This is a genomic window from Polyangium mundeleinium, assembly GCF_028369105.1.
Classification (GTDB): Bacteria; Myxococcota_A; Polyangia; order Polyangiales; family Polyangiaceae; genus Polyangium; species Polyangium mundeleinium.
Genome location: NZ_JAQNDO010000001.1, coordinates 12,119,916 through 12,143,034, shown reverse-complemented (window position 1 = coordinate 12,143,034; position 23,119 = coordinate 12,119,916). Strand labels below are relative to the sequence as shown.

The following is a 23,119-nucleotide window of genomic DNA, read 5'->3' as shown; positions in this document are numbered from 1 at the left end:
TCAGCCGAGGACGGGGTACTTGCGCTCGTCGTAGAGCTCGCCGAGGCGCTTGCGCATGCGGCCGACGACGAGGTCGAAGCCGGCCTGCACGATCTCCGGATCGGAGGCATGATCGGGCTTCAAGTCACGGCCGAGCGCTTCGGAGAGGTGGATCGGGGGCAGGACCTCGGTCGTGATCTTCGCAGGCAACGGGATTTGCGGCAGGAACGGCAGCGCCCACACGCCCCACGGCAGCCCTGCGAGCAGGGGCCATACATCGGCGGAGCGAACGATTTTCGGGATGCCGAGCATCTTCGCGAAATCGTGGCCACCCGACAGTACGACGACGGTCTCGTGCGAGCCGGCGGAGACCACGGGCGTGATGGGCAGCCCCCAACGGATCGCCTGCGCGATGAAGCCCTTGCGGCCGCCGAGGTCGATGTTCCTGCGGTGCCAGAACGGGCGGAACGACTCGCGCGCGGCGCCCGGGAAGATCAGGACGGATTGCCCGCGCTCGAGCACGGCGTCCATGGCGTTGCGGTCAGCGCGGAGCAGGCCCGAATCTGCGAGCAGGCGGGAGAACGGATCCCACAGGCTGTGCAGGAGATCGTGCGTGAGGACGTAGAGCGGACGATCGAAGCCGAAATGGTCGTACCAGTGGACGCCGAGGCAAAGGCCATTGATCGGCAGCACGCCGCCGTCGTGGTGGGAGACGATGATCGTCTGGGACGACGGGAGCCGCTCGGCGCCTCGAATCTCGCTGCGAAAGTACGATTTCACGATCCGCGAGATGATGCGGTGCGAGCGACGGACGACGTCGGTCCGGATCTCGGGGACGGTATGTCCGTATTTTCGGGAGTTTCGCGGCGCGCTCGAATGCTGCGCGTCTTCGGATTTCATGCGGGGGCCGTCCTCGTCACCTCGGGCACGATCACGGAGCCGAAAAAGCCATCGATCGTCCGGACGACCTCGTCCGGGCATTCGATCATGGGCAAGTGGCCGCACCCAGGAATGACTCTCATTATAACCTTCGGTAGCTTGGCTGCCACCTCGGCCGCGCTCTCCTGCGGAATCAGTCGGTCCCGCTCTCCCCAGACGACCAGGACTGGCATGCGGAAGAGGTGCGCATTCTCCAGGATCGTCGGGGACACCAGATCCTTTGCCAGGTCGTGAAACACCTTCGCCATTTCATCCATGGTCGGGTGAATCGGTCTGTCGAGGGAGTCTTTTACGAATTTCTCGGTATACGCGTTTCGCGCGACGAACACGTGGTCGAGCATCGGCATCGCGAGCCGGTCGAGCGTGCGCGACAGGAGCCAAGGCTGAAGGAGCGTCTCGGCGAGCCACGGCGTTCCGGGGGGGTACCGCCGCATCCCCGCCGCGCCGATCAGCACGAGCCGCTCGACCCGATCCGGTGCTTGGAGCGCCGCCTGTGCAACGACCTGCCCTCCGGCCGAGTGCCCGACGAGCGTCACCCGATGCATCCCACGCTCATCCAACCATTCCAGGAGCGTATCGGCGTATCCCGCGATCGTGTTTCGCGTCCTCGGTTTGTACGAGAGCCCGCAGCCCGGAAGATCGAGCCCTGCGAGGCGAAATCGTCCGGCGAGGGGCTTCATGAGATGTTCGAAGTGCGTGAAATCACCCACGAGTCCGTGGACGAACACCACGCTTTCACCCTCTCCGGCGTCGAAGTAAGCGACGTTCCCACGGCGGAGCGCGGCGAAGCGCGTAGGGAACGGAAACGACTGCGAACGCCCCTGACCCTGACCACCGGATACGACCACGCGCCCGAGGGTAGTGACGAGGCGAGCGACGTCGAGCGAAACCATTCGCCGTGACGCACCTCCGGGTCGGGGCGCGCGTCGCGCCGAACCCGTGAAATATTGCCCACATCACGCGACGACGCGAAGGAAAGCTTTTTCCTGGGGTGCATCGTGGGGGCTCGACGGCGCGCCCACACCGAAGTACATACGCCGCTCGCTCGGCCTCGATCCGGGGCTGGAACGGGCAAAATGACACCTCCTCGAAATCGGCGAAGGTCGGCCTCTCCTCGGGTGGAATCGGAAAACCACGGCGAGCCGGGCTTCGTGCTCGCAAGCCGCGACGCGCAGGTCGATTGGGTCTTCGAGATCCTGTTCGGCAAGGGCGCGCTCGACAGGGACGACGCCGTCGGGCAAGCGCTCGACGCGCTCGTCCTGCTCGGTCTCGCCGACGAGGAGGACGAAGCCAAGAAGGCCAAAGCGCGCGTCGCCGTCGAGCGAGCGATCGACAACGGCCTGCGCGCGGGGCGCTTCGATCGGCCGAAGCGCGGCCAGATCCGGGCCATTCGTACCGACGCGAAGGATTATTCGTCCGAGGATTGGACGCTCTGCCTGGTGAACGCGCTCGACCGCGAGCCGACCGATCGCGACGCGGCCTTGCGCTTCGCGGCCTACTGGGCCGCGTCGAACACGGGTCTGTCGTTTGCGCGTTTGCAGCGCGGCGGATCGATCCTGACGGGCCTCGACGCGGCGCTCGAGTCGGCCTTGCGGCGGGGCCGCTTCCTCGACGTGGGCGGCGGCTGCGTACGCAAGGTCTGACAACCGATCGCTTCGTGATACGTTCCGCGCCATGTTCGGCCGGATCGGCGTCATCGCCCTGAACACGTACCGCGAGTCGGTGCGCGCGCGCATCTTGCTCGGGCTCGCGGTCATGGCCTTCTTCGTGTCGCTCTTCGCGCTCGTGGTCGGCGCCTTCACACTGAAGAACGCGCCGCGCGTCGTGAGCGACCTCGGCGCGGCCTCGATCTCGATCTTCAGCTTGCTCGTGGCGATCGTCATCGGCGCGACCTCGCTCTACCGCGAGCTCGAACAGAAGACGCTTTTTCCCATCCTCGCCCGGCCGATCCGCCGCGGCGAGTACCTCGTCGGCAAGTACCTCGGCACGCTCCTCACGATCGCGGTCTTCGTGATGGCCGACGCGGGCCTCGTGCTCCTGCTCAGCGCGGGCCTCGGCGCGCCCGACTCGGCTGTGCACCTCTATCGCATCGTGGGCGGGCCGCTCGGCTGGCTTTTGCTCATGGTCCTCGTCGGCTGGCGGATCCCGACGATGCGCACCTACGGCGTGATCCCGTGGGCCGCGGGCATGCTCGTGCTCGGCGTCGTGCTCTCGGACGTCGCGCCCGACGAGCGGCGCGTGGTGCTCGCGTCGAGCGCGCTCACGCTCCTCGAGATCGCGATCGTCGCCGCGGCTGCCACGCTCTTCGCATCGTTCTCCACGCCGTTTCTGTCGGCGCTTTTCACGCTCGGGGTGTGGATCGTGGGCCGGTACGCCGACAACCTGGCGCGGCTGCCGGTGAAGCAATTCGGACAAACGATTCACGACATGGGTGTCGGGCTTTCGAAGATTGTCCCGAACCTGCAGATCTTCGTGCCACCGCGGCCGTTGCTCGTCGGCGAGGCGATCGACGTGAAGCTCTCTTCGTACCTCGGCATGGCCTCGCTCACGTCGCTCGGCTGGTCTTTGGGGCTTTTGGCCGTGGCTGCGCTCGTCTTCAACGAGCGTGATTTCCTGTGAGCGACGCGGCCCCTTCGCCCTCGATTTCGCCGGCGCGCGCGCGCTTCGTCACGCGGGTCGTGCGCGCGCTCGGAGCCGTGGCGATCGTCGGGCTCTTGCTCGGCGCCGTGACGGCGCGTGTCGTGTGGTCGGGCGAATCGGAGATCGCCGAGAGCACGGCGGCCTTGCGGCGCGGCGATGCGTACGAGGCGACGGTGCGGGCGCGGAGGGCCGCGGGCTGGTATGCGCCGGGCGCGCCGCACGTGCGGGTCGCCTACGAGCGGCTCGCGTCGATTGCTACGACGGCGGAAGGTCTCGGCGATCGGGATCTCGCGCTCCTCGCCTGGCGCGGCGTCCGCACGGCGGCGCTCGAGACCCGCTGGCTGCTCGTGCCGCACAAGGAGGACCTCGACCGCGCGAACGTGGCCATCGCGCGGATCGAGGCCGCGGCGCCGCGCCCGCCGGGCACGCGGACCGAGCCGCCGCAGCGCATCGAGGAAAAGCAACTCGCGGCGTTGCTCCGCGACGAGGCCCCGCGCACGCCGTGGGTCGTGCTCCTGCTCGTCTCGTTCGTCGCGTGGGCGGGCGGCGCGGCGTGGGCCCTGCGCCGTTCGAGCGCGTCGTCGGGCGTCTTCGAACTCGCGCGGGCGCGGGCGGGCGTCTTCGTCGCGCTCGTCGGTGTTTTCTTGTGGGTGCTCGCGCTCTGGCGCGCTTGATTCAGGGTTTGGCGAGGCCCATTTCCGAGGCCACACCCGTCCCGGGCGAGGACGCGACGACGGGCGGGGGCAGGAGCTTCGGCCTCGGCTGCATGCCGTGCGTGGCCTCGGCGAAGGCGACGAGCGCGTTCGTCTGGACGTGCACGCGCTTGGCGAGCGAGCGCGCCCCGTCCGCGGCGATCTTCCCTTGCTCGTCGCGGTGGGAGCGCGCTGCGCCGATCATCTGCTCCTTCTTCGACACCTGAAGCGGCTCGGTCACCGAAAACAGGATCGTCCCCGTGCGCACGTCGAGGAAATCGGCCTGGGCGATCCCCTGGCTCTCGACCGTCACGCCGGGCGCGAGGAACATGCCGATCACGGTCGGATAGAGCCACGCCCAGCCGTTCAGGTGCGTGCTGTCCTCGAAGCGCTCCGAATAAAGGACGAGATACCGGAGGCGGTAGCGAGCGGCGATCACGCGCAGCCCCTCGATTCCGCCCACGTTCGGGAGATCGGTCGAGATGTCGGTGACCTGCGAGAAATGGGGATTTCCCGCGAGTGCCTTGGCGAAATGGTGTGACGCGGTGTTGCGGAGGCCGAGGGAGGGCGAACCCTTCGGATCAAAAGGCTCGGCCAGGGGAATCACGCCGATGCGGGCGGGGAGCTGCAGATCGATCGGCGCTTCGAGCACGGTTTGCAGGTCCTGCTCGGTGAGCGCGCCGGTGACGTCCTTCGTGAAGTACGAGCGCTGGAGTGCGGGCGCGGCGGGCGCGACCATTTCGGGCCGCGCGGCGGCGTAGGCCTGGGGGTCGGCCATCGGCGCAGGCGCGCCGCCGCAGCCGGCGAGCAGGGCGATCGAGGCGAGGACGGGGGCGATTGTCGAGGCGAAGCGCGTGCGGGCGATCATGGCGGGTATCCGTTCTCCGTGGCGTGTGCAGGAGAACGAGGCTCGAGCCTTCGCCTTACACGGCGATCATCAAGCGCGCGCGAGGGGGGCGAAGAGCAGCGACCGATAATGGGCGAGCTCCTCGATCGATTCACGGATGTCGTCGAGCGCGCGGTGCGTCTCCTTCTTCTTCGGCGCCTGCCGCTCTGGACACCACCGCTTCACGAGCTCCTTCAGCGTGGACACGTCGATCATGCGGTAATGCAGGTGCGCCACGAACGCGGGCATGTAGCGATCGAGGAACTCGCGGTCCTTCCAGACGGAGTTTCCGCAGAGAGGCGCCGTCCCTTTCGTCACGTGCTTCTGTACGAAGGCGAGCGTCTGCGCGGCGGCGTCGTCGAGGGTGACCTTCGAGGTCGGGATCCGTTCGAGCAGCCCCGAGCGCGCGTGCAGGTCGCGGACGAAGTCGTTCATGGTGGCGAGCACCTCGGGCGGCTGGTGGATGACGAGGTTCGGGCCCTCCTCCACGACGCGGAGGTTACAGTCCGTGATGATCGTCGCGATCTCGACGATCGCGCAGCGCTGTGGATCGAGCCCGGTCATCTCGAGGTCCACCCACACGAGGCGGTCCGACGGTTCGGCCATGGGGCGGAGCATAGTCAACGAAGCCCATCCCCCGCCAAGTTTTGACCCGCTCGGCCCGCCCGAGCGGAGCGCCCGAGGCCCGAGCGCGTCGATCGGTGTCTTCGCCCGCTCGTGGATGGACTACCCTCCCGGCCATGGCCCGTGCGGCGCACCCCGACGACCACGCGCATCACGACCACGCGCATCACGACGGTCATGAGCACGACCACGATCACGACCACGATCACGACAAACGCACGAAGGGCCACGCGCACGACGACCACGACCACGGCCACGCGCATGGCCTGAGCGAGCTACGGCGCACGCCGATCCGGCGGCTCGTCGTGGCGTTCACGATCACCGCGGGTTTCATGGTCGTCGAGGCGGTCGTCGGCTTCCTGTCGGGCAGCCTCGCGCTCCTCGCGGACGCGGGCCACATGCTCGCGGACGCGGCGGCGCTGGCGCTGGCCATGATCGCGCAGCGCATCGCCTCGCAGCAGCGCACGCGCGCCCGCACGTACGGCTATCGCCGCGCAGAGGTGCTCGCGGCCTTCGCGAACGGCGTCGCGCTCGCGCTCACGGCCGTGTGGATCTTCGGCGAGGCCGTGCAGCGCTTCCAGGAGCCGCGCTCGATCGACGGCACGGCCATGACGGCGACCGCGGTGGCCGGCCTCGTCGTCAACCTCCTCGCCGCGGCGGTGCTCTCGCTGGGCGACAAGGGGCACAACATCAACACCCGCGCCGCGCTCGCGCACGTGCTCTCCGACGCGCTCGGCTCCGTCGGCGCGATCGTGGGCGGCGTGCTCGTCCTCTCGCTCGGCTGGACCCGGGCCGACCCGGTCATCAGCGCCGTCATTGCGCTCTTGATCTGCTGGGGCGGCTTCAAGCTCGTGCGCGACACCTCGCATGTGCTCATGGAGGGCAGCCCCATCGAGATCGACATCGCGCATGTGGAGGAGACGCTCCTGCAGGTCCCTGGCGTCGTGGGCTTTCACGACCTGCACGTCTGGTCGATCTCCGAGGGCTTCGACGTGCTCACGGTGCACATCGTCATCGCGCGTGGCTTCCACGGCACCGACGTCGTCCAGGCCGTCGCCGCGCGCATGCGCGAGGCCCACGCCCTAGAGCACTGCACCATCCAGCCCGAGCCCTCCTCCGAGCCTCAGCTCGTCCCCCTCCGCCGCAAGTCCCAGGGGGAAAATCCTTCGACCTCCAACGAAGGGAAGAACTGAGCGTCACGACCCCGAGAACAGCTCCGTCACCCAGTACGACCCATCCGTCCCGCGCGACACCGCCACCCCTACGCGCGAAAATCGCTCCAGCAGCAGGTTGCCCCGGTGTGACGGGCTCGCCCAGAGCGCCCGGTGTGCGTTCGGCAGCGAGCTCGCACTCGCCACGTTTTCCCCGGCGATCGCCGCCTGGATCCCCGCGGCCTCGATGCGCTTGCGTGGATCGCCGCCGCCCACGTCGTGGCCCACGAGCCGCGCCTTCATCATCTCCTCCGAGTGCGCCCGCGCCACCTTGTCGAGCGCCGCGTCCCGCACGAGCGGCTTGCGACCTTCGGCGATCCGCGCCGCGTTGATCATGCGCAGCATCGCGTCCGCGTCGTCCTTCGCGCCCGCCGCCGCCTCCTCGCCTGGCACCGCGGCTCGGACGAACTCGCTCGGCGGCTTTTGCCCGGCGTAAATCGTCGTTTCCAGCACGGGCCGCGGCCCCGTCGACACCGTCGCGAGCACCTGTACGAGCCATGCGCCGGGCTGGTCCACCGCGAACGTGGAGCGAATCTTCCCGCCCGACAGCGAACTCGGCACCGTGCGCGGCGCTGCGCGTGGCCCGAGCAGCACGACCTGCACGCCCGAGGCCGGCACGAGCATCGTCCCTTCCAGCGTGATCCATTGCCCCACGCGCGCCGTCGTCGCCACCGGCGCCATGTCCGCGAGCGCGTCGAACGTGATCACCGTTGCGACCGAAGCCCCTGCTTCGCCGTCGAGCTTCGCGACCCCGCACCGCCGCGCGCCGAGCGACCGAAGCCCGCCGATCCACCCCTTGAAACGCGTCTCCGAGTCCGCGTCGTCGAGGTTCACCCCGGACAAGGACCATGCCTTCGGCCACACGTGCGGGTCTCCCGCGGCGCGCAGCGCGAAGGCGAGCTCGTCGGCTGTCAGCGCGCTCGCCCCGTCGAGCTGGCGCCGCGCCACGAGGCCCGCGACCTCCATGAGCGCGCTGTCAGCGGGCCCGCAAAGGCCGAGCAGCGCGGCTTCGCGGGGCCCGGCCTTCGCGGCGGGGTGCGGGGACGAAACGGCTTGCTTCCAGGTGACGCGCAGCGCGCCGGCTTCCGCGGAGGCGACGAGCGGCAGCGCCAGGGCGGCCAGGGCGGGAAGCGAGCAAACGAGCGCGTGGAGGAGGGACGGACCTCGGTGCAATCGGCGCGCATGAGCGTTCATCGACGATCTCCGGGTGGTGTCAACGCGCCGCCGTGTACACCCCTTGCGCGGGGTCGGCGACGAGCGGCGCGCCGAGCATCGTGCGTTCGACGTACCGCACCATGGCCTCATGCACCTCCCGTGGCGCGACCCGCGCCCGCTCGGGACGGTGCCGGCCCAGGATCTCGGTCATGACGTACCCGCCGAGCCCTTCCTCGTGGGCGACCTCGAGGAGCGCGTCCATCGCCGGATCCGCGGGAGCGCGCTCCTTCGACATGCGCGCGGCGACGTACGTCCCGATCGCGGACTCCAGGCAGATCAGCTCTTCCATCATCGTGAGGTGGTAGGGCACGTCCTCGGGCTGCTCGAAGATCCGCGCGCGGATCTCGGGCTCGTAGCGCATCACGGCGCGGCAACCAGCGTAGATCCGCGCGGGATCGCCGCCCGAGGAGCCGACGTGGATCGCGCCCGCGTTGTCGACGTCGAAGAAGACTTGGAACAAGGGCAGGCGCGTGTGACGCGACGAGGCGAGGCCGTTCGAGAGCCGGTCGGCGAGCGCCATCGCGCGGCGCGAGGCGGGCCAGAACGCGATGGCCTCGGCGAGCCTGCGGCGCGCCTCGTCGCGATCCCCTCGTTTTTCGGCAAGCTCGGCGAGGCGGAGGTGCGCCGTCGCGAGCGTGGGGTCGATGCGGACCGCATCCTCGAAGGCCTCGCGTGCTTCCTGCGTCTGCTTTTGCGCGACGAGCATCTCCCCGAGCTCCAGCGCGATCCCCGCGGCCCGCGCGAACCCGCGCGCCGCGCGAAACGCCTCGACGGCGGCCTTCGTATCGCCCGCGTCGCGTTTCGCGCGGGCCGTCGCGAGCGACGCCTTCGCCTCGTCCGAGAGCTTCACCGGCGCCAGCGTGAGCGTGCGGTTCTTGGGGACCACCTCCGCCGTTTGCCACGGATCCGGCTCTGCGGCCGGGGGCGGGCCGTACTGCGCGATCAGGTTCGCGAGCTCGGGGGCTGCGTCGTCGAGCGCGTAGAGCCGCGGGGACTTCTCGATCACCGTGACGATCAACGTGGAAAACCGGAGCGTCCTCTTGAGATCGTCGAGGCGCGCGGGGCCTGCGTACTCGAACCGATGCAGGTCCGGATACACGCGCGATGCGGGCGCCTGAATCGGCGTATCGACTGGCGCGAGCAACGCGCGCTGCGCATCCGTGTACGCGGGGAGCCACGCCGGCCTGTCCCCTCTGGCTTGCGATTCTGTGGCCGGCGCCGTGGGGGCGGGCGTCATCGGCGCGGCGCCGGTGCAGCCCATCCCGCCGAGCGCGAACGTCACGAGCGCTGCCCGAGCTACGCCACGCATGCCTCAGGTGGTAGCAAATTTCGGCGCGCCTGTCGCTCCCTGGTGATCGCCCCGGTGACCACGCGAAACGAGCGCGTCTCTTCAGCATTTCCGTGGTACGCTCGGCTCGCTTGGGCATCGAGGTCAATAAAGGCGCCAAGGTCGGCTTGATGACCGTCGCGCTCGCGGCTGCGGCGTGGGGCGCGTATCGCTTCATCTCGCCCGATGCGGGCACTGAGAACGGTTATCGCGTCTGGGCGTACTTGCCCGACGTGACCGGCGTCGCACCTCATTCGCGCGTGATGATCCAGGGCATCCAGGTCGGCACGGTCGACCGCATCTGGCTCGACGGCGGCAAAGCGCGCGTCGACATCAAGATGTTCCCGACGGCCCCGCTTTTCGACGACGCTGCCATTGGCAAGCGCGCGACGAGCCTGATCGGCGAATACTACATCGTGCTCGCGCCCGGGACGGAAGGCACGCCGCGCATCCCGGATCGCGGGCAGATCACGCACTATATCGAAGAGCCCTCGATCCAGTCCTTGCAGGGGCAGGTCTCGGAGATCCTGAAGGACGTCAAAACGGTGACCGAGTCCTTGAAGGGCACCGTCGGCAGCGACACGGGCAAGGATCAGCTCGAAAAGATCCTGAAAAACCTCGCCGAGGTCACCGAGGCGCTGAACGAGACCGTCAAAGAGAACCGCACGGCGGTCCGCGACACGATCAACAACATCAACACGATCACGCAGAACTCGCAGCCGAACATCAACGCGATCCTCGACAACCTGCGGCAGGTGACGGGCGACGTCCGCAAGATGACGAGTGCGCCCGGCGAGAACGGCAAAGGGGGCGAGCTCCGGAACGCAGCGGCGCGCATCGACAAGGCGACGACCTCGCTCGAGAGCGCGCTCGCGCACGCGGACAACGTCGCGGCGCGGATCGATCGTGGCGAGGGCACGCTCGGCAAGCTCTCGAAGGACGAGACGCTCATCAACGAGGTCGAGAGCGCCGTCGGCGACGTCGGCGAGCTCGTCGGCGGCATGGGCCGGCTTCAGACCATCGTCGGCCTGCGGACCGATTACAACTTCCTCGCGAACACCATCAAGAGCTACGTCGAGCTGCGCCTCCAGCCGTCCGAGGACAAGTATTACCTCATCGAGCTCGTCAACGACCCGCGCGGCCTCACCACGTTCGAGCAGATCGACGTCGACACGACGAACCCGAACGACCCGCCGCATTACCGCGAGGTCCGGACGGTCACGACGAACGCCTTTCGCTTCTCGTTCCAGTTCGCCAAGCGATTCGGCCCCTTCACGGGCCGCTTCGGCATCAAGGAGTCGACGGGCGGCATCGGCCTCGACTTGCACCTGCTCGACGATCGATTCGAGCTCCGCCAGGACCTCTTCGGCTTCGGCGAGCAGGTCTCGCCGCGCTGGAGGGTCGCGCTCGCGTACGAGTTCATCCGCAAACTGTGGCTCCTCGGCGGCGTGGACGACATCCTGAACGCCGACCGGCGTGACTACTTCATCGGCCTTCAGCTCCGCTTCAACGACAAGGACCTGAAGACGATCCTCCCCTTCGCGCCGCCCGTCTTCTGACATCCATCCCGCGCGCGGTGCGGAGCCTGCGCCGCGCCGATCTCTCCGCACGTCGCGCCCGCGGCGATCGCTCCGCAGCCAATTTCCGGCGAAAATCGCGGATCCGCCGCGCGAACGGGCTCGGCACGGTGCGTGCAATTCCTCCTCGCGAGCGCCGAGACAGGCGCTGTCCCAAGGAGCCAGCCATGACGTACGTCCCCTCGTTCTTCCGCCCCCTCGCCGTCGCTCTTTGCCTCGCTTTCGCCGCCGCGCCCACGGTCGCTTTCGCGGGTGAGGGCAGCGCCCCGGCCGGCGCCAAGGCCAGGGACGAGGCCGGCAAGAAGAAGCGCGTCGCGTTCCCGATCCCGGCCGATCAATTCACGAAGCACGTGGAGAAGCGCATCGAGAAGGCCCGCGGGCGCATGGAGAGCCACATGAAGGAGAAAAACCTCCCCGAGGCCGACCGCGCCGCGCGCCGCAAGGCCTTCGACGCGAGCGCGACCGAGGTGCGCGCCGCCGCCAAGCGCGTCGCGCAGGACGGCACCGTCACGAAGGACGAGGCCAAGGAGGTTCGCAAGGCCGCGAAGGGCCTCAAGCAGGGCGGCCACGACAAGAAGAAGGGCCGCGCCCACGACAGGAAGCCCGGAAAAGCGGCCTGATCCTTCGCCCGCTCGCAGCGCCCTCGCTCCCTGAACCTGCCCGCCCCTCACGCCCGCCTCGACCGGAGGCACTTGCTGTACTACTGAACAACCGCCCCCTGTTCCCTCCGGTCGAGGTGCCCTGAAGAACGTATCCCGCCCAACGGCACGTCCGTTCGTCCCCTTGGAACCACAGGTGTTTTTCCACGGTGGATCCCGCGCCGAACCTGGATCGAGAGCCCCGTTGACATGAACTGAAACTTCGTTCAGTATCCGGCCCAGGTCGCGCCTCGCCCGGTCGTGCTGCTCGGGCCTGCTCGCGCGCGCCAGGGAAGTCGTCATGGCTCCGCCCAGCGCCAGTCATCGTGTCGTTTGCCTCGGAGTGCCCGGCGTGTCGCAGCTCGGGTGCGAAGAGACCAATGCCCGCGACGTGTTTCGCCTGTTCACGGGCGCGCTCGGGCCGCCGGACACCGTCGCGACGTGCCTCGTGGGCGAGGACGCCACGAAAATGGCCGTCAACAGCGCATTCGACGCGGCGTCCCGCGAGAGCACGCCGTTCTTCGTCGTGTATTTTTCAGGTCGGGCCAGCGACAAGGGGCTCCATGTCGCGGACGGGTGTATTGGCGCGGAGGCGCTCGCTCGCCATTTCGAGCGCGTGTCTGCGCCGTCCGTGCTTTTCGTCCTCGATCTCGTGGTCGGGGCGGTGCCCGACGAGGACGTGGTGCCAAAATGGGTCGAGGCGGTGGCCCGGGCGCGCAAAGGCCTGCGGGTGGCTGCGGCGCGGGCGACGCGGATCGGCGTGGGGACCGAGGGGGAAGGGCGAGCGCGTTTCACCGGAGCGCTGCTCGAAGCGATGCAAACGTCCGACGGTGATCTGGAGTTTCAGGGCGCGAAATACATTTCGGATATGCGGGCGCTCGACCAATCGCAGGGGATCTTGCAGCGGCGGTGGCACGCGACCCATGTACCTGTTCGAATCGGCACATTCGGTGATTTTCCGTTATCGCGTTGCCAGGCCGCCGCGGGGGTCGGAAAAGGCAGCATCCTCGGCGTCGCGGCCGGGACGCGTCTCTCCGCGACGGTGCGGTATTCGATCGAAGGCCGGGCGCACGTGCCGACGACGCTGCATTACGCGCTCGAAGATACGAGCCACGAGGTGCTCGGCGAGGGCGACGTGGTGGTGATACCCGACAGCAACGTTCATGTCGGTCGCCAGCGCATTCGCTTGCCCTCGCGCGTGCTCGCCGACCACATCGTATGGGGGCCGACGCTCGACCTCGGCGAACGCGTGCATGTCCGCTGGCGCGTCTCCCTGCGTGATGCTCGGGGCCGCACGCTCGATCGGAAGGTCTTCGGACACGAATATGCGGCGCTGCCGAAGTCGTCGCGGCGGTCGCGGGGCTGAGGCGCGAGGCGGCCGGCCGGCGACGAAGCGCCGCGCGCTGTGCTACAAGCCGTCCGATGCCTCGCGCGCTTCCTAGCACGGCTCTCATCCTGTCCCTCGTCCTCGGAGCCACCGTGGCCGCGTGTCAGGGTTGCCGGACGCCTCCCGCTGTCACGGCCGAGGACGACGCGGCCCCCGCGCAGCCGACAATACGCCTGTACCTCCTGAGCACGGTCGCCGGCGCGATCGAGCCGTGTGGTTGCACGAAGGATCAGCTCGGCGGGGTCGATCACCTGGCGGCGTTCCTCCGCGCGGAGTCGGCCGGCGTGCCTGCGGGCCTGGTTCTCGGCGCGGGTCCGATGCTCTTCGGCGAGCCGACGCTCCGGCCCGAGGAGGTGACGCAGCAGTCGTGGAAGGCGGAGACGCTCGCGGCGGCGGCGAAGGAGCTTGGGCTCGTGGCGTGGGCGCCGGGCTTGAACGATTGGGCGGCCGGCGGCGAGGCGCTCACGAAATACGTGTCGACCGCGGGATCGGCGCTTCTCGCGGGGAACGTGGACGGCGTGCCCGGCGTGACGGGCGTTGTGGTGCGCGAGGTCGCGGGCGTGAAGGTGGGGATCATCGGCGTGGCCGAGCCGCGGGATCGCGCGGGGAAGCTGCCCGACGGGATCCGCACGAAGCCCGCGCTCGACGCGATGAAGGCGGGGGTCGCGGAGGCGAAAAAACAGGGCGCGCGCGTGCTCGTGGGGCTCGCCGCGATCCCGCGCGGCGAGGCGCTGCGGCTCGCGGACGCGATTCCTGAGCTCGCGGTGCTGGTGCTCGGCAAGCCACAGGAGACCGACCATAACAACGACGCGCCGAAGCCGCCGATGCGCGTGGGCTCGACGCTCGTCGTGGAGACGTCGAACCACCTGCAGACGGTGGGCGTCGTGGATCTCTACGTGCGCGCGCGGGATTCGGAAGTCCTCTCGTTCGCGGACGCGAGCGGCATCGAGCGCGCCGAGGAGCTCGTCTCGCTCGCGGGCCGCGTTCGTGACCTCGAGACGCGCATTCAATCGTGGGAAAAGGGCGGCAAGGTGAAGGCCGAGGATCTCGCCGCGCGCAAGGCCGACCTTGAAAAGCTGCGCGCCGAGCGGGCGAAGCTCGAAGCACCGATGCCTGCGCCGAAGGGCAGCTTCTTCCGGTACAAGCTTGTCGAGGTGCGCGAAAAACTCGGCGCCGACCCGACGATGGCGACGAAGCTCGTCGATTACTACAAGCGCGTGAACGAGCACAACCGCACGGCGTTTGCCGACCGCAAGCCCGTGGCCGCGGCGGCGGGGAAGGCGACCTTCATCGGCATCGAGGCGTGCACGGTTTGCCACGACGAGGAGCGCAAGGTCTACGACGGCACGGCGCACGCGAAGGCGTACGAGACGCTGCAGAAGGACTTCAAAGAGTTCAACCTCGACTGCGTGAGCTGCCACGTCACGGGCTACGACAAACCCGGAGGCTCGACGGTCACGTTCGTGGACAAACTCAAGGACGTGCAATGCGAGGAGTGCCACGGGCCGGGGTCGCTCCACGCGAGGAAGCCGGATGCGGAGGGGCTCATCATCCTGAAGCCGGATCCGCAGTCGTGCGTCTCGCAATGCCATCACCCGCCGCACGTCGAGAACTTCGACCCGGTGGCGAAGATGGAGCTCGTGCTCGGCCCGGGGCACGGCAAGTAGCGTTGCGCCATTTTCGGGGCCGCTCGCGGGTTCCTCGCGGAGGGGGGCACCCCGCGCCTGCGTCCGCGGTAAAACGTTTTACTTGACGGAACCCCACCCCATCGGTACACGGCGCGTGTGTCCCCCGAAGACGACAGCGTCGATCTGATCCTGCGCCACATCTCGCAGCGGTTCCCGGACGAACTCGCGCGCGGCCTGCTCGGCTGCGAGGGACCGCTCACCGCGACCGTGCTCGAGACCCAGGTCACCTCGCGCCACCGCGAGCTCGATCGAACGCTCGATGTGCGCATCGACGGTGAGAGGAGGCTCCTCCACGTGGAATGGCAGACAGCGATGCCCTCGAACATGCCATATCGGACCTATGAGTATCAGGCGCTCCTCGGCTTTGCGGTCGCGGAAGAGAACAAGAGCGGCCCGGAACTCGTACCGCCCATCGAGAGCATCGTCGTCCTCTTGGGCGGTCGCGAAGAGCCGTGGCCCCTGTACGGCACCTATCGGGTTTCTCCGCGCGGCGCGCCGTTTTCGGGGGTCCACTTCCGCATCGAGCCGGTCTACCAGCGGACGATCGCCGAGCTTGCTGCCTGGGGGAGCTTCTGGCTCGCCTTCGCGCCACTCGCCGTGGACGCGGACGAACGCAGCGTCGAGCGCGTGCTCGGCGAGCTTCGCGCGCGTGTCCCGCCCGCGACGTTCGACGAGCTCGGCACGGCCATGGCCGTCCTGGCGGAAGCGGATCAACGCGAGCGGGGATTACGAGACGTGGTACGATCGCTGTTGCCGAGGGAGCTGGTGATGCAGAACTGGATCTACAAGGAAGGGCTGGAGGAAGGGTACTCGAAGGGGATCGAGCAAGGAATCGAGAAGGGGATCGAGCAAGGAATCGAGAAGGGGATCGAGCAAGGGATCGAGAAGGGCCTCCAGGAAGGCCTCCAGGAGGGCCTCCGGCCGCTCATTCACCTCTTCGAGCGCCGACTCGGCCGCGCGTTGACCGAGCCCGAGCAACGTTGCTCGCGCGAATCCGCGCAGACGGCCCTGACCGGGTCGGCGACGCTGTTCTCGACCTCTCCCCGCAGGACCTCGCCGCCTGGATTGCCGCGACGAACGGTCATTGACGGCCGTGTGCCCCCTGCGCGCCCTTTACCCCTTCCTGCGCAGCCGCAGCCTTCCGTACTCCAAAAGCCTTCCCACCAGCGTCCATCGCGAAATACCCGAGCATCTCGGCGGCGCGGATCTGGTTCTCTCCGCATTGACCGAGCGCCTCGTCGATCTGTCGACGCTCGATCGCCGCCGGCGCCACGCCCCTGTATTCAGCTCCGCGCGGGCAACCCGGCGTTCATCATGACCCGCGTCGCATTGTCGTCGCCCTCGTCGTTGCCCGGCTGGGCGCGGAGCACGACGCGGTCGCGGAAGCGGTACGTGCACTCGATCGACGAGAGGCCCGCCGCGTCGAGGCGTTCTTCCAGCTCGGGGAGCTGGAGCCTGCGCACGGGACCGTCGAGGCCGCCGCGGGCCCAGGGCGCGCCGAGCGTCTCGGCCAGGAACAAGGACCCGTTCGGCGCGAGCATGGCTGCGAGCTCTTCGAGCGCTCGATCGAGCCATGCGAGCCCGTCGCGGAGCGTCCCGCCGCGCAGCTCCATGATGGGCATGAGCACGCTGCCCACCGTCACGACCGTGGCGAGCGGCGTGATGGCGAGCCCGCCTTCGCCGAGCCCCTGCGCGATCGACTTGATGCGTGTCGAGGAGCGGGTCAGGGCTTCCGCGAGCGACCGCTCGGCGCGGATGATCTTCTGGATGTTCGGCTCGACCAGCGTGATGCGGCCGAGCTCGGGGTACGCCGACGCGATGAGGCGCGTCAGCTTGCCCGTGCCGGCGCCGACGTCGACCAGGTGATCGTCGGCGTCGAGCGGCGGGAGCGAAAGGACGAGCTCTCGGTAGTGCTCGGGTTCCCGCTCGGGTCCGGCCGTGAAGGTGGTGTCGTGCAGGTCGTACCAGTCGGGGTGCTCCCACGGCGGCAACATGCCCCGAGCTTATCGCGCCGCCGCCGTCCGCGCCACGCACCGCCCGGCTGACCCCGGGGGTCGCGCGTGCGCCTCGGGCGGGTTCGGCCGGACGTACCCAAGGTTTGCCCTGGGACGCATCCGATGAAAAAAACGTGACCCGGGACAAACGTCGAGGTTGTCAAACGTGAGCACTGTGCCTATAGTTTGCCTCGGAACGATGTTCGTCTGGACAACCGATGGCGAGACACACTGCGCGGGATTCGACGAGACCGGCGCGCTCTTCGGGGGCGCGTTTGCGCTCGTGTTCGGGGGATTGCTCGCGGTGCTCTTGTCCCTACCTTCGCTCTGGGGCCTCGGGGTGCTCGGGATCGTCGTCACGTTGTGCGTGGGCTGCCGGTATTCGATTCGGATCGGACCGGACGGCATTCGCCTGACGCTCTACCGTTTCTGGCTCGTCCCCGTCCACCGGCGGCATTCCTTGCTCGACGCGAACATCGACCTTCATCACGACCTCGACGTGGCGGAGCTCAGGGGGCTCGTCATTCGCGAGCTGTACGCCGATCCCGGCTTCGACAACGAGTCCGACGTGTTCGGGCCTCGGTTTGGCCAGACGCGCCTCGTTCGGCTGCACGCGAGGCTCGTGAACGCGCTCGAAGCCATGCGCGCGGCCGCGGCGAACGCGCCGGTGCCGCCCGAGCTCCGCAATTTCAAGCTCGGCCCGCAGATGGGCGCGTTCGACCTCGTCCGGGCGATTCGCGACGACCGAGGACGCCTTCGACGGGTCCGCTCCGTCTCGCCCGTGTACCTCGGCGAGGTCGAGGTGCCGCCGGGGTCGATGTTTCATTTCAATGAAGACCGCTTCCTCGATCCACGCCGGGAGGACCGGCTGCACGAGGTGGTGCTCGGCGGGCCGATTCCGCTGCTCGGGAAGACGGTCCGCCCGGGGGCGAGCTTCGTGTTCGCCCCGTCGGGGCGTTTGTCGAGCCTGCGCGGCGCATTCGAGTCGGAGGTCGAGATCGACGGGACCTGGGTGAACGGACGCGACGTGCTGTCGTTCAATGAAGAGGGCGAGCTCATGGGATTCACGCTGGCGAAGGACGGGCGCGCGGCCGGCCGTCGTTTTCCCATCGGCAGCCGGTTTCAATGCTGGCCGGGCGACGATCTCTTGCCCACGCGCTGGACCGTACGCCTCGGAGGTCCCCTCGAATTGCCCGACATCACGCTACGCGCGGGGGAGTCGATCGAGCTCTCAGACGACACCTCCCGGATCACGGGCATCTGGCCGCGCCACGACGTGAAGGCCCACGGGCTCGTGGTGCGGGCCGGCATCGTGCCGATTCCGCTCCGCAAGGACGGGCGTATCGATCTGGCTGGCTGCTTGAAAAGCGGAATCTTGCGGCCCCGCGAGGGAGCCGAGGCGCAACGAGGCTACTGACCTCAGGCCCTCGGCATCGGCGGCGTCGGCACGAAGAAACCTTCGAATTCGTCCCAGCCTTCACGCGGGCCGGGGAACCCGAGCACGGCGAGCGTCCGGCGCGCCGGCTCGACGACCCCGGGCGGCAACTCCTCCTCGATGGGAGCGCCGCCCGGCAGCGCGTCGCAGATCTCCTCGACGAGCGTCGCCGCCTCGACCACGCGGCCGACGTCCCCCGAGAGCGAGCCGTTCCGAGACCGGATCCCTTCTGCCGTGCGCACGAACGCGCGGAGCGTCTCCGTCGCCGAGGCGAGCGCCTCGGGGCTGGCCGAGCGGACGGAGGCGAACACGCGGGGCGCCGCGAACATGAAGAGGAGGTTCATGCACTGGGACATCGCATGCGCGACCTCGGCCGCGCGGGGAGAGCTCGCATTCATGGAGGGACATGGTACCACGGACTTTCGGCGTCGGAAAAGCCCTTCGCCGCCTACAGCACAGCCACGACGAGGCATCTCCGTCGCTCCGTCCACAATGGAGAATGACGGTACGATCACTCCGCCGACGAGGAAAAAACTCGTTTGGCGGGGTCAAACGTGACGTTGCGGAGCCTGCTTTTCGGCGGGATGACGGCGCGCATATCCCAGGCGGGCGCCCAGAAAGCCGAAGAGCGCGCCCAGCACGCCGAGCAAGACGAGCAGCGCAGCCCACGTCGGGGCGCCGGGGCCTGGTGTGGGCGCTGCCGCCGCGAGCGCCCAGGCGAGGGCGGCCGCGACGAAGCCGCCCACCGCGCCCTCCTTCGGCCCCGCCTTGCCGCCGAACCGACCCACGAGAAATCCGCCCGCGAGCGTGGCGATCAAAAACCCCACGAGCTGCAGGCCGATGAACGCGAGCTGCGCCGAGAGCGGCACCGCGAGTTTTGCGTCTGCGGGCGCGGGGACGCCGAGCTCGGCCCGATCGACGAGCCGCGCGCCGAGCTTCGCCGCGATCGCCGCGAGCGGCAGCCAGACCAGGAACGTCGCGACCGCGCCGATCCCGGACCAGTGCCACGGCGGCCGATCCTCGGCGTCCGGCTCGTCCGGCGGCGGGCCCGCTTGCACGAGGGGCAGGCGTCGCTTCTTGTCTTCCGTGCTCACCTAGCTCGGCCTGCGCCAGCGCGCGCGAGCCTCGTCCTGCATGCGGAGGAGCCGGCGCTGCTCCTGGATGAAGCTGCCGTAGGCGCGCGGGACACGCGAGTCCTTCGCGAGCGCGTAGAGCACGCGCAGCGCGGCCTCGGCGTCGTCGGTGGCGCGGTGCGCGTTGACGAGCTCGATGCCGAGCAGCGCGGCCATGTCGCCGAGCGCACGGCTGCCCTCGTGTTTGTAGAGCTCGCGCGCGAACGTGAGCGGATCGATCCAGTCGACCTCGCGACGCATCGCGGGCGGCGGGTTTTCCGGACGAATCGAGGCGCGCTCGAGCTCGGCGAGCATGAAGCCGCGGTCGAAGACGGCGTTGTACGCGGCGGGGATCGCGGCCGCGAGCGTCGCGAGGATCTCGCTCGCGACCTCGGCGAAGGCGGGCTTTCCGGCGACGTCCTCGTCGCGGATGCCGTGCACGGCGGTGGACTCGGCGGGGATCGGGCGGCCGGGGTTCACGAGCCAGCTATGCCGCGCGACCACGTCGCCGCGGAGGCCGATGACGACGGCGACCTCGACGAGCCGATCCTGCGCGGCGTTGCGGCCCGTGGTCTCGACGTCGAGGAACGCGATCGGGTGATCGATCCACGGCGCGCTCGCGTCGAGCTCGGAGGCGACGCCGACGGCGCGCACCTTGAGCAGGTGCGCGATGCCGGGGTAGTGCCTCCCGGTCGGGAAACAGCCGCAGGGATCGGCGACCTTCATTTCTTCGCGGGAGCCGTCGAGGGAGCTGCCGAGCCAACCGCAGGGATCGCGGAGCCAGCCGCAGGCACGGCCGAACCCGCCGCGGGGATCGCGGAGCCAGCCGCAGGCATGGCCGAACCTGCTGCGGGCATCGCCGAAGCTGCGGGCTTCGCGGGCGCCGGGGCCGGCTTGATGCCCGCGAGCTCGAGGTCGAGCTTGATCCAGTCCTCGAGGTCTCCGTAGAGGTCCGTGAGTTTGCCGAGCTCGACCTCGCGGCCGTTGATGAAGACCGTGGGCGTGCCCTGGAGACCCACGCCGTCGGCTTGCTTCTTGTCCTTCTCGATGCGGCCGCTCGTGTCGTCCGAGTTCATCTCCACGCGGAACTTCGCGACGTCGAGCTCGAGCTTCTTCGCGTACCGTTCGAGGTCCGACTGCTCCAACCGATCCTGGTTGTCGAAGAGGAGATGGTGCATCTCCCAGAACTTGCCCTGCTTGAACGCCGCGTTCGCCGCGCGCGCGGAAATCTCTCCGTGGGGATGGCTGCCCAGCGGGTAGAACTTGTAGACGGCGCGGACCTGCCCCGGGAACCGCTTCACGAGGTCGTCGACCACCGGGTAAAACGCGCGGCACGCGGGGCACTCGAAGTCCGCCCACTCCACGATCGTCACGGGCGCGTCGGGAGGACCGAGCTCGGGGGAGCCGTCGGTCACCAGCGTGCGGACCTTCTTCGGATCAAAACGAGCCGTGTACGCTTCCTCGCGCTCTTGCTTGCTGCGCCCGGCTTGCACCTGTTTCAGGAGAAACTGCGCCGCGGGAAAACACGCCTTGCAGGGCCGGTTTTCCTGGATGCACTGGCTGATCGGGACCGGCGTCTCGGCGCAAGGGGCGAGCAGCGTCGAAACCTGCGCCGTCCAATCGCGCCGCTCCCGCGGCGTGAGCTGGCCGAGCTCGATCCCCGGGACGCTCGGATCAGGCGTCGCAGAGGGGGCGGGTTTTGGTTCGCTCTGGTCGGACGAACCATGACAGGCGCCGCCGCTCCCGAGGAGGGCCAAGAGGAGAGGCGACCATCGCAGTAGGGCCATCGCGGCGCGAGCTTAGTCGGACCGTTCGTCAGGCGCTAGCCCCGTAGCCCCTTGGGCGAACTGGGTGTAGCGTGTGCGCGTGCGGAGCATCTGCTATCGGTTTCCCGACCCTCGGCAGTTCGAGCAGATGATCGGTTCGGCCGGGGATTCCGAGCTCGAGCTCGGGCTTCCTTCCGGCGAATCGGTGGAAGACGGCGAGTGGGTGCTCGCCATCTTCGACGTCGGTCCGGAGAGACGGGCCACGTCCGCGGCGGCGCGCGCCTCGATCGGCCCCGAGGGTCCTCTCCTCGCGTTCGAACCTCGCGACTGGCGCAGGCTCGCGGACTTCGCGGCGATCGAGGCGTTCCATCGCCCCTCGTCGCGGCCGCCGGCGCGCGCCTCGCAGCCCGACATCGAGCTGCCGCCGAGCCTGCCGCGCTCGTGGCCACCGCGTGCCGGCGAAGGCGCGCAGATCCTCGTCGTCGACGACGACCCCGACATCCGCGACGTCGTCAGCGCGATGCTCGAAGCCGTGGGCCTCGTCGTCACGACCCGCACGAGCGCGGAGGAAGCGCTCGAGACCGTGCAGCGCGAGCACTTCGATCTCCTCGTGCTCGACTGGAACCTGCCGAAGATGACGGGCATCGAGCTCTGCCGGATGATCCGGCGCGACCTCAACGTCACGCTGCCGGTCCTGTTCTTGACGGCGAACGCGTCGAGCCAGGATATGGTCGAGGCGTTCGCGAGCGGCGCCGACGACTACGTCGTCAAACCCTTCCGCGCCCCCGAGCTCGGCGCGCGCATCTTCAGCTTGCTGCGCCGGACTGTAGTTCGAGGAGCGTGATCTCCGCGGGCGCGCCCACGCGCATCGGCGGCCCCCAGTAGCCCGTCCCGCGGCTCACGTAGATCTGCGTCTCGCCGAGGCGATCGAGCCCCGCGACGAAGGGCTGCTGCAGCCGCACGAACATCGTCGCGGGGAAGATCTGCCCGCCGTGCGTGTGACCGCTGATCTGCAGGCCCACGCCGTGCGCGGCGGCCTCGAAGATCTGGCGCGGCTGGTGCGCGAGCAGCACGAGCTCGCGGTTCGGATCACGGCCTGCCACCGCCTTCGCCATGTCGGGGCCGTGCCCCTTCACGTACGAGCCGCCGGTCCAGTCGTCGACGCCCGCGAGGTCGAAGCTCGCCGCGCCCTCGCCGATCGACACGTGCTCGTTGCGCAGCACGCGCACGCCGATGCGGCCGAGCTCCTCGATCCATGCTTCCACGCCCGAGTAGTACTCGTGGTTGCCCGTGACGAAGTAGACGCCGTGCTTCGCGCGCAGCTCCGCGAGCGGCGCGACGTGCTCGCGCAGCGCCTCGACCGAGCCGTCCACGAGGTCGCCCGTGATGACGACGACGTGCGGGTCGAGCGCGTTCACGCGGCCGACGATCTCCGCGAGCCACGCGCGCCCGATCGTCGGGCCCACGTGCACGTCCGTGAGCTGCACGATGCGCAGGCCCGCGAGCTCCTTCGGCAACCTGCGCAGCGCGACGTTCACCTTGCGCACCGCGACCTCGCCGAGCGCCTCCGCCGCGCCCGAGCCCGCGAGGCCGAACGTGATCACGCCGGCCGAACCCGCGATCGTGCGCGAGAGGAACTTGCGCCGCGCCTCGTCGAGCGGACGTGAGGCGAGCTTCGAGAGCGCGTGCACCGCGGCGCGCATCGGCTCGCTGACGAGCAGCGTCGAGACGAGCAGCGCGGCCACGCCCATCCACGTGTACACGACGAACGAGACGAGCGCGCCCGCCGAGCGCGGCAAGAGCCGCACGAGGAACATCGACACGGGCAGCGCGACGCCGAGCGCGACGAGCACGCGCTTCCCCCAGGTCTGCACGCGCTGGTGCAGCGCCGGTGCGCGGAGCAAGCGGTGCCAGAGGTAGAAGTGGATCCCGCCCACGAGCAGGGCGAAGACGGCGAGGAAGATCGCGTACTGGAGGAGAGAGCGCTGCACGCGCCGCAGGATGCCACG

The 23,119-nt window shown here is 69.0% G+C and carries 23 protein-coding genes; 10 read left to right on the top strand and 13 right to left on the bottom strand.

The window, feature by feature from the left end; genetic code table 11:
• Complete coding sequence (locus POL67_RS48060) at positions 1-879, bottom strand: 1-acyl-sn-glycerol-3-phosphate acyltransferase (RefSeq protein ID WP_271928715.1); 879 nt, start codon at positions 877-879, stop codon at positions 1-3.
• Positions 876-1,649, bottom strand: a complete 774-nt coding sequence (locus POL67_RS48055) for an alpha/beta fold hydrolase (protein ID WP_271928712.1) — start codon at positions 1,647-1,649, stop codon at positions 876-878. The genes POL67_RS48060 and POL67_RS48055 overlap by 4 nt, the downstream gene beginning before the upstream one ends.
• A 387-nt stretch (positions 1,650-2,036) precedes the next feature.
• Here POL67_RS48055 and POL67_RS48050 point away from each other — a divergent pair, with 387 nt between their 5' ends.
• Genes POL67_RS48050 through POL67_RS48040 form a run of 3 tightly spaced genes read left to right on the top strand, consistent with a single transcriptional unit; the run spans position 2,037 to position 4,232 of the window.
• Complete coding sequence (locus POL67_RS48050; RefSeq protein WP_271928709.1) at positions 2,037-2,561, top strand: hypothetical protein; 525 nt, start codon at positions 2,037-2,039, stop codon at positions 2,559-2,561.
• Between the two features lie 31 nt (positions 2,562-2,592).
• Entirely contained in the window at positions 2,593-3,537 is a 945-nt protein-coding gene (locus tag POL67_RS48045; protein ID WP_271928708.1) for an ABC transporter permease, read from the top strand.
• Complete coding sequence (locus tag POL67_RS48040; protein WP_271928705.1) at positions 3,534-4,232, top strand: hypothetical protein; 699 nt, start codon at positions 3,534-3,536, stop codon at positions 4,230-4,232. The genes POL67_RS48045 and POL67_RS48040 overlap by 4 nt, the downstream gene beginning before the upstream one ends.
• Before the next feature lies 1 nt (position 4,233).
• On the opposite strand, the gene POL67_RS48035 is transcribed toward POL67_RS48040, so the two are convergent.
• Positions 4,234-5,118, bottom strand: a complete 885-nt coding sequence (locus tag POL67_RS48035; protein WP_271928704.1) for a hypothetical protein — start codon at positions 5,116-5,118, stop codon at positions 4,234-4,236.
• 69 nt (positions 5,119-5,187) lie between these two features.
• Positions 5,188-5,742 carry an oligoribonuclease gene (orn, locus tag POL67_RS48030; RefSeq protein WP_271928703.1) on the bottom strand — a complete coding sequence of 185 codons (555 nt, stop codon included), beginning with the start codon at positions 5,740-5,742 and terminating at the stop codon, positions 5,188-5,190.
• A gap of 134 nt (positions 5,743-5,876) precedes the next feature.
• Between orn and POL67_RS48025 the strand changes: the two genes are divergently transcribed.
• On the top strand, positions 5,877-6,953 hold the full coding sequence (locus POL67_RS48025; RefSeq protein WP_271928702.1) for a cation diffusion facilitator family transporter: 1,077 nt from the start codon (positions 5,877-5,879) through the stop codon (positions 6,951-6,953).
• 3 nt (positions 6,954-6,956) lie between these two features.
• Here the strand turns inward: POL67_RS48025 and POL67_RS48020 are convergent, their stop codons facing one another.
• Complete coding sequence (locus POL67_RS48020) at positions 6,957-8,165, bottom strand: CAP domain-containing protein (RefSeq protein ID WP_271928700.1); 1,209 nt, start codon at positions 8,163-8,165, stop codon at positions 6,957-6,959.
• 19 nt (positions 8,166-8,184) lie between these two features.
• On the bottom strand, positions 8,185-9,495 hold the full coding sequence (locus POL67_RS48015; RefSeq protein ID WP_271928698.1) for a tetratricopeptide repeat protein: 1,311 nt from the start codon (positions 9,493-9,495) through the stop codon (positions 8,185-8,187).
• Positions 9,496-9,605: 110 nt separating this feature from the next.
• Here POL67_RS48015 and POL67_RS48010 point away from each other — a divergent pair, with 110 nt between their 5' ends.
• From POL67_RS48010 to POL67_RS47995, 4 genes are all read left to right on the top strand, one after another.
• Positions 9,606-11,072, top strand: a complete 1,467-nt coding sequence (locus POL67_RS48010) for an MlaD family protein (protein ID WP_271928696.1) — start codon at positions 9,606-9,608, stop codon at positions 11,070-11,072.
• Positions 11,073-11,257: 185 nt separating this feature from the next.
• Positions 11,258-11,710 carry a hypothetical protein gene (locus POL67_RS48005; RefSeq protein ID WP_271928695.1) on the top strand — a complete coding sequence of 151 codons (453 nt, stop codon included), beginning with the start codon at positions 11,258-11,260 and terminating at the stop codon, positions 11,708-11,710.
• A 319-nt stretch (positions 11,711-12,029) separates the two neighbouring features.
• On the top strand, positions 12,030-13,094 hold the full coding sequence (locus tag POL67_RS48000; RefSeq protein WP_271928694.1) for a hypothetical protein: 1,065 nt from the start codon (positions 12,030-12,032) through the stop codon (positions 13,092-13,094).
• 56 nt (positions 13,095-13,150) lie between these two features.
• A complete protein-coding gene (locus tag POL67_RS47995; RefSeq protein WP_271928692.1) occupies positions 13,151-14,782 on the top strand; it encodes a multiheme c-type cytochrome in 1,632 nt (543 codons plus the stop codon).
• Positions 14,783-14,860: 78 nt separating this feature from the next.
• Here POL67_RS47995 and POL67_RS47990 read toward each other — a convergent pair whose 3' ends face one another.
• The gene (locus tag POL67_RS47990; protein WP_271928689.1) at positions 14,861-15,517 is read right to left on the bottom strand and encodes a hypothetical protein; all 657 of its coding nucleotides are present in this window, start codon (positions 15,515-15,517) and stop codon (positions 14,861-14,863) included.
• Positions 15,518-16,086: 569 nt separating this feature from the next.
• Positions 16,087-16,797: a small ribosomal subunit Rsm22 family protein gene (locus tag POL67_RS47985; protein WP_271928687.1), complete on the bottom strand. Its 711-nt coding sequence runs from the start codon at positions 16,795-16,797 to the stop codon at positions 16,087-16,089.
• A gap of 199 nt (positions 16,798-16,996) precedes the next feature.
• Here POL67_RS47985 and POL67_RS47980 point away from each other — a divergent pair, with 199 nt between their 5' ends.
• Complete coding sequence (locus POL67_RS47980; RefSeq protein WP_271928684.1) at positions 16,997-18,214, top strand: hypothetical protein; 1,218 nt, start codon at positions 16,997-16,999, stop codon at positions 18,212-18,214.
• A gap of 2 nt (positions 18,215-18,216) precedes the next feature.
• Here the strand turns inward: POL67_RS47980 and POL67_RS47975 are convergent, their stop codons facing one another.
• The 4 genes from POL67_RS47975 to POL67_RS47960 form a co-directional block, all read right to left on the bottom strand.
• Positions 18,217-18,630, bottom strand: coding sequence for a hypothetical protein (locus POL67_RS47975; protein ID WP_271928681.1), 414 nt, complete (start codon positions 18,628-18,630; stop codon positions 18,217-18,219).
• A 150-nt stretch (positions 18,631-18,780) separates the two neighbouring features.
• Positions 18,781-19,326, bottom strand: coding sequence for a hypothetical protein (locus tag POL67_RS47970; RefSeq protein WP_271928678.1), 546 nt, complete (start codon positions 19,324-19,326; stop codon positions 18,781-18,783).
• Complete coding sequence (locus tag POL67_RS47965; RefSeq protein ID WP_271928676.1) at positions 19,327-20,070, bottom strand: 3'-5' exonuclease; 744 nt, start codon at positions 20,068-20,070, stop codon at positions 19,327-19,329.
• Complete coding sequence (locus POL67_RS47960; RefSeq protein ID WP_271928673.1) at positions 20,067-21,131, bottom strand: DsbA family protein; 1,065 nt, start codon at positions 21,129-21,131, stop codon at positions 20,067-20,069. The genes POL67_RS47965 and POL67_RS47960 overlap by 4 nt, the downstream gene beginning before the upstream one ends.
• Positions 21,132-21,210: 79 nt before the next feature.
• Here POL67_RS47960 and POL67_RS47955 point away from each other — a divergent pair, with 79 nt between their 5' ends.
• Complete coding sequence (locus POL67_RS47955; RefSeq protein WP_271928670.1) at positions 21,211-21,954, top strand: response regulator transcription factor; 744 nt, start codon at positions 21,211-21,213, stop codon at positions 21,952-21,954.
• Here POL67_RS47955 and POL67_RS47950 read toward each other — a convergent pair.
• Positions 21,917-23,101, bottom strand: a complete 1,185-nt coding sequence (locus tag POL67_RS47950; RefSeq protein ID WP_271928667.1) for a metallophosphoesterase — start codon at positions 23,099-23,101, stop codon at positions 21,917-21,919. The genes POL67_RS47955 and POL67_RS47950 overlap by 38 nt on opposite strands.
• Positions 23,102-23,119 lie beyond the last annotated feature (18 nt).

Coding starts and splice junctions, on each gene's coding strand:
- POL67_RS48060 (WP_271928715.1), bottom strand. CDS start 879: ATGAAATCCGAAGACGCGCAGCATTCGAGCGCGCCGCGAAACTCCCGA.
- POL67_RS48045 (WP_271928708.1), top strand. CDS start 2,593: ATGTTCGGCCGGATCGGCGTCATCGCCCTGAACACGTACCGCGAGTCG.
- POL67_RS48035 (WP_271928704.1), bottom strand. CDS start 5,118: ATGATCGCCCGCACGCGCTTCGCCTCGACAATCGCCCCCGTCCTCGCC.
- orn (WP_271928703.1), bottom strand. CDS start 5,742: ATGGCCGAACCGTCGGACCGCCTCGTGTGGGTGGACCTCGAGATGACC.
- POL67_RS48025 (WP_271928702.1), top strand. CDS start 5,877: ATGGCCCGTGCGGCGCACCCCGACGACCACGCGCATCACGACCACGCG.
- POL67_RS48020 (WP_271928700.1), bottom strand. CDS start 8,165: ATGAACGCTCATGCGCGCCGATTGCACCGAGGTCCGTCCCTCCTCCAC.
- POL67_RS48015 (WP_271928698.1), bottom strand. CDS start 9,495: ATGCGTGGCGTAGCTCGGGCAGCGCTCGTGACGTTCGCGCTCGGCGGG.
- POL67_RS48005 (WP_271928695.1), top strand. CDS start 11,258: ATGACGTACGTCCCCTCGTTCTTCCGCCCCCTCGCCGTCGCTCTTTGC.
- POL67_RS48000 (WP_271928694.1), top strand. CDS start 12,030: ATGGCTCCGCCCAGCGCCAGTCATCGTGTCGTTTGCCTCGGAGTGCCC.
- POL67_RS47995 (WP_271928692.1), top strand. CDS start 13,151: ATGCCTCGCGCGCTTCCTAGCACGGCTCTCATCCTGTCCCTCGTCCTC.
- POL67_RS47985 (WP_271928687.1), bottom strand. CDS start 16,797: ATGTTGCCGCCGTGGGAGCACCCCGACTGGTACGACCTGCACGACACC.
- POL67_RS47980 (WP_271928684.1), top strand. CDS start 16,997: ATGTTCGTCTGGACAACCGATGGCGAGACACACTGCGCGGGATTCGAC.
- POL67_RS47975 (WP_271928681.1), bottom strand. CDS start 18,630: ATGAATGCGAGCTCTCCCCGCGCGGCCGAGGTCGCGCATGCGATGTCC.
- POL67_RS47965 (WP_271928676.1), bottom strand. CDS start 20,070: ATGAAGGTCGCCGATCCCTGCGGCTGTTTCCCGACCGGGAGGCACTAC.
- POL67_RS47960 (WP_271928673.1), bottom strand. CDS start 21,131: ATGGCCCTACTGCGATGGTCGCCTCTCCTCTTGGCCCTCCTCGGGAGC.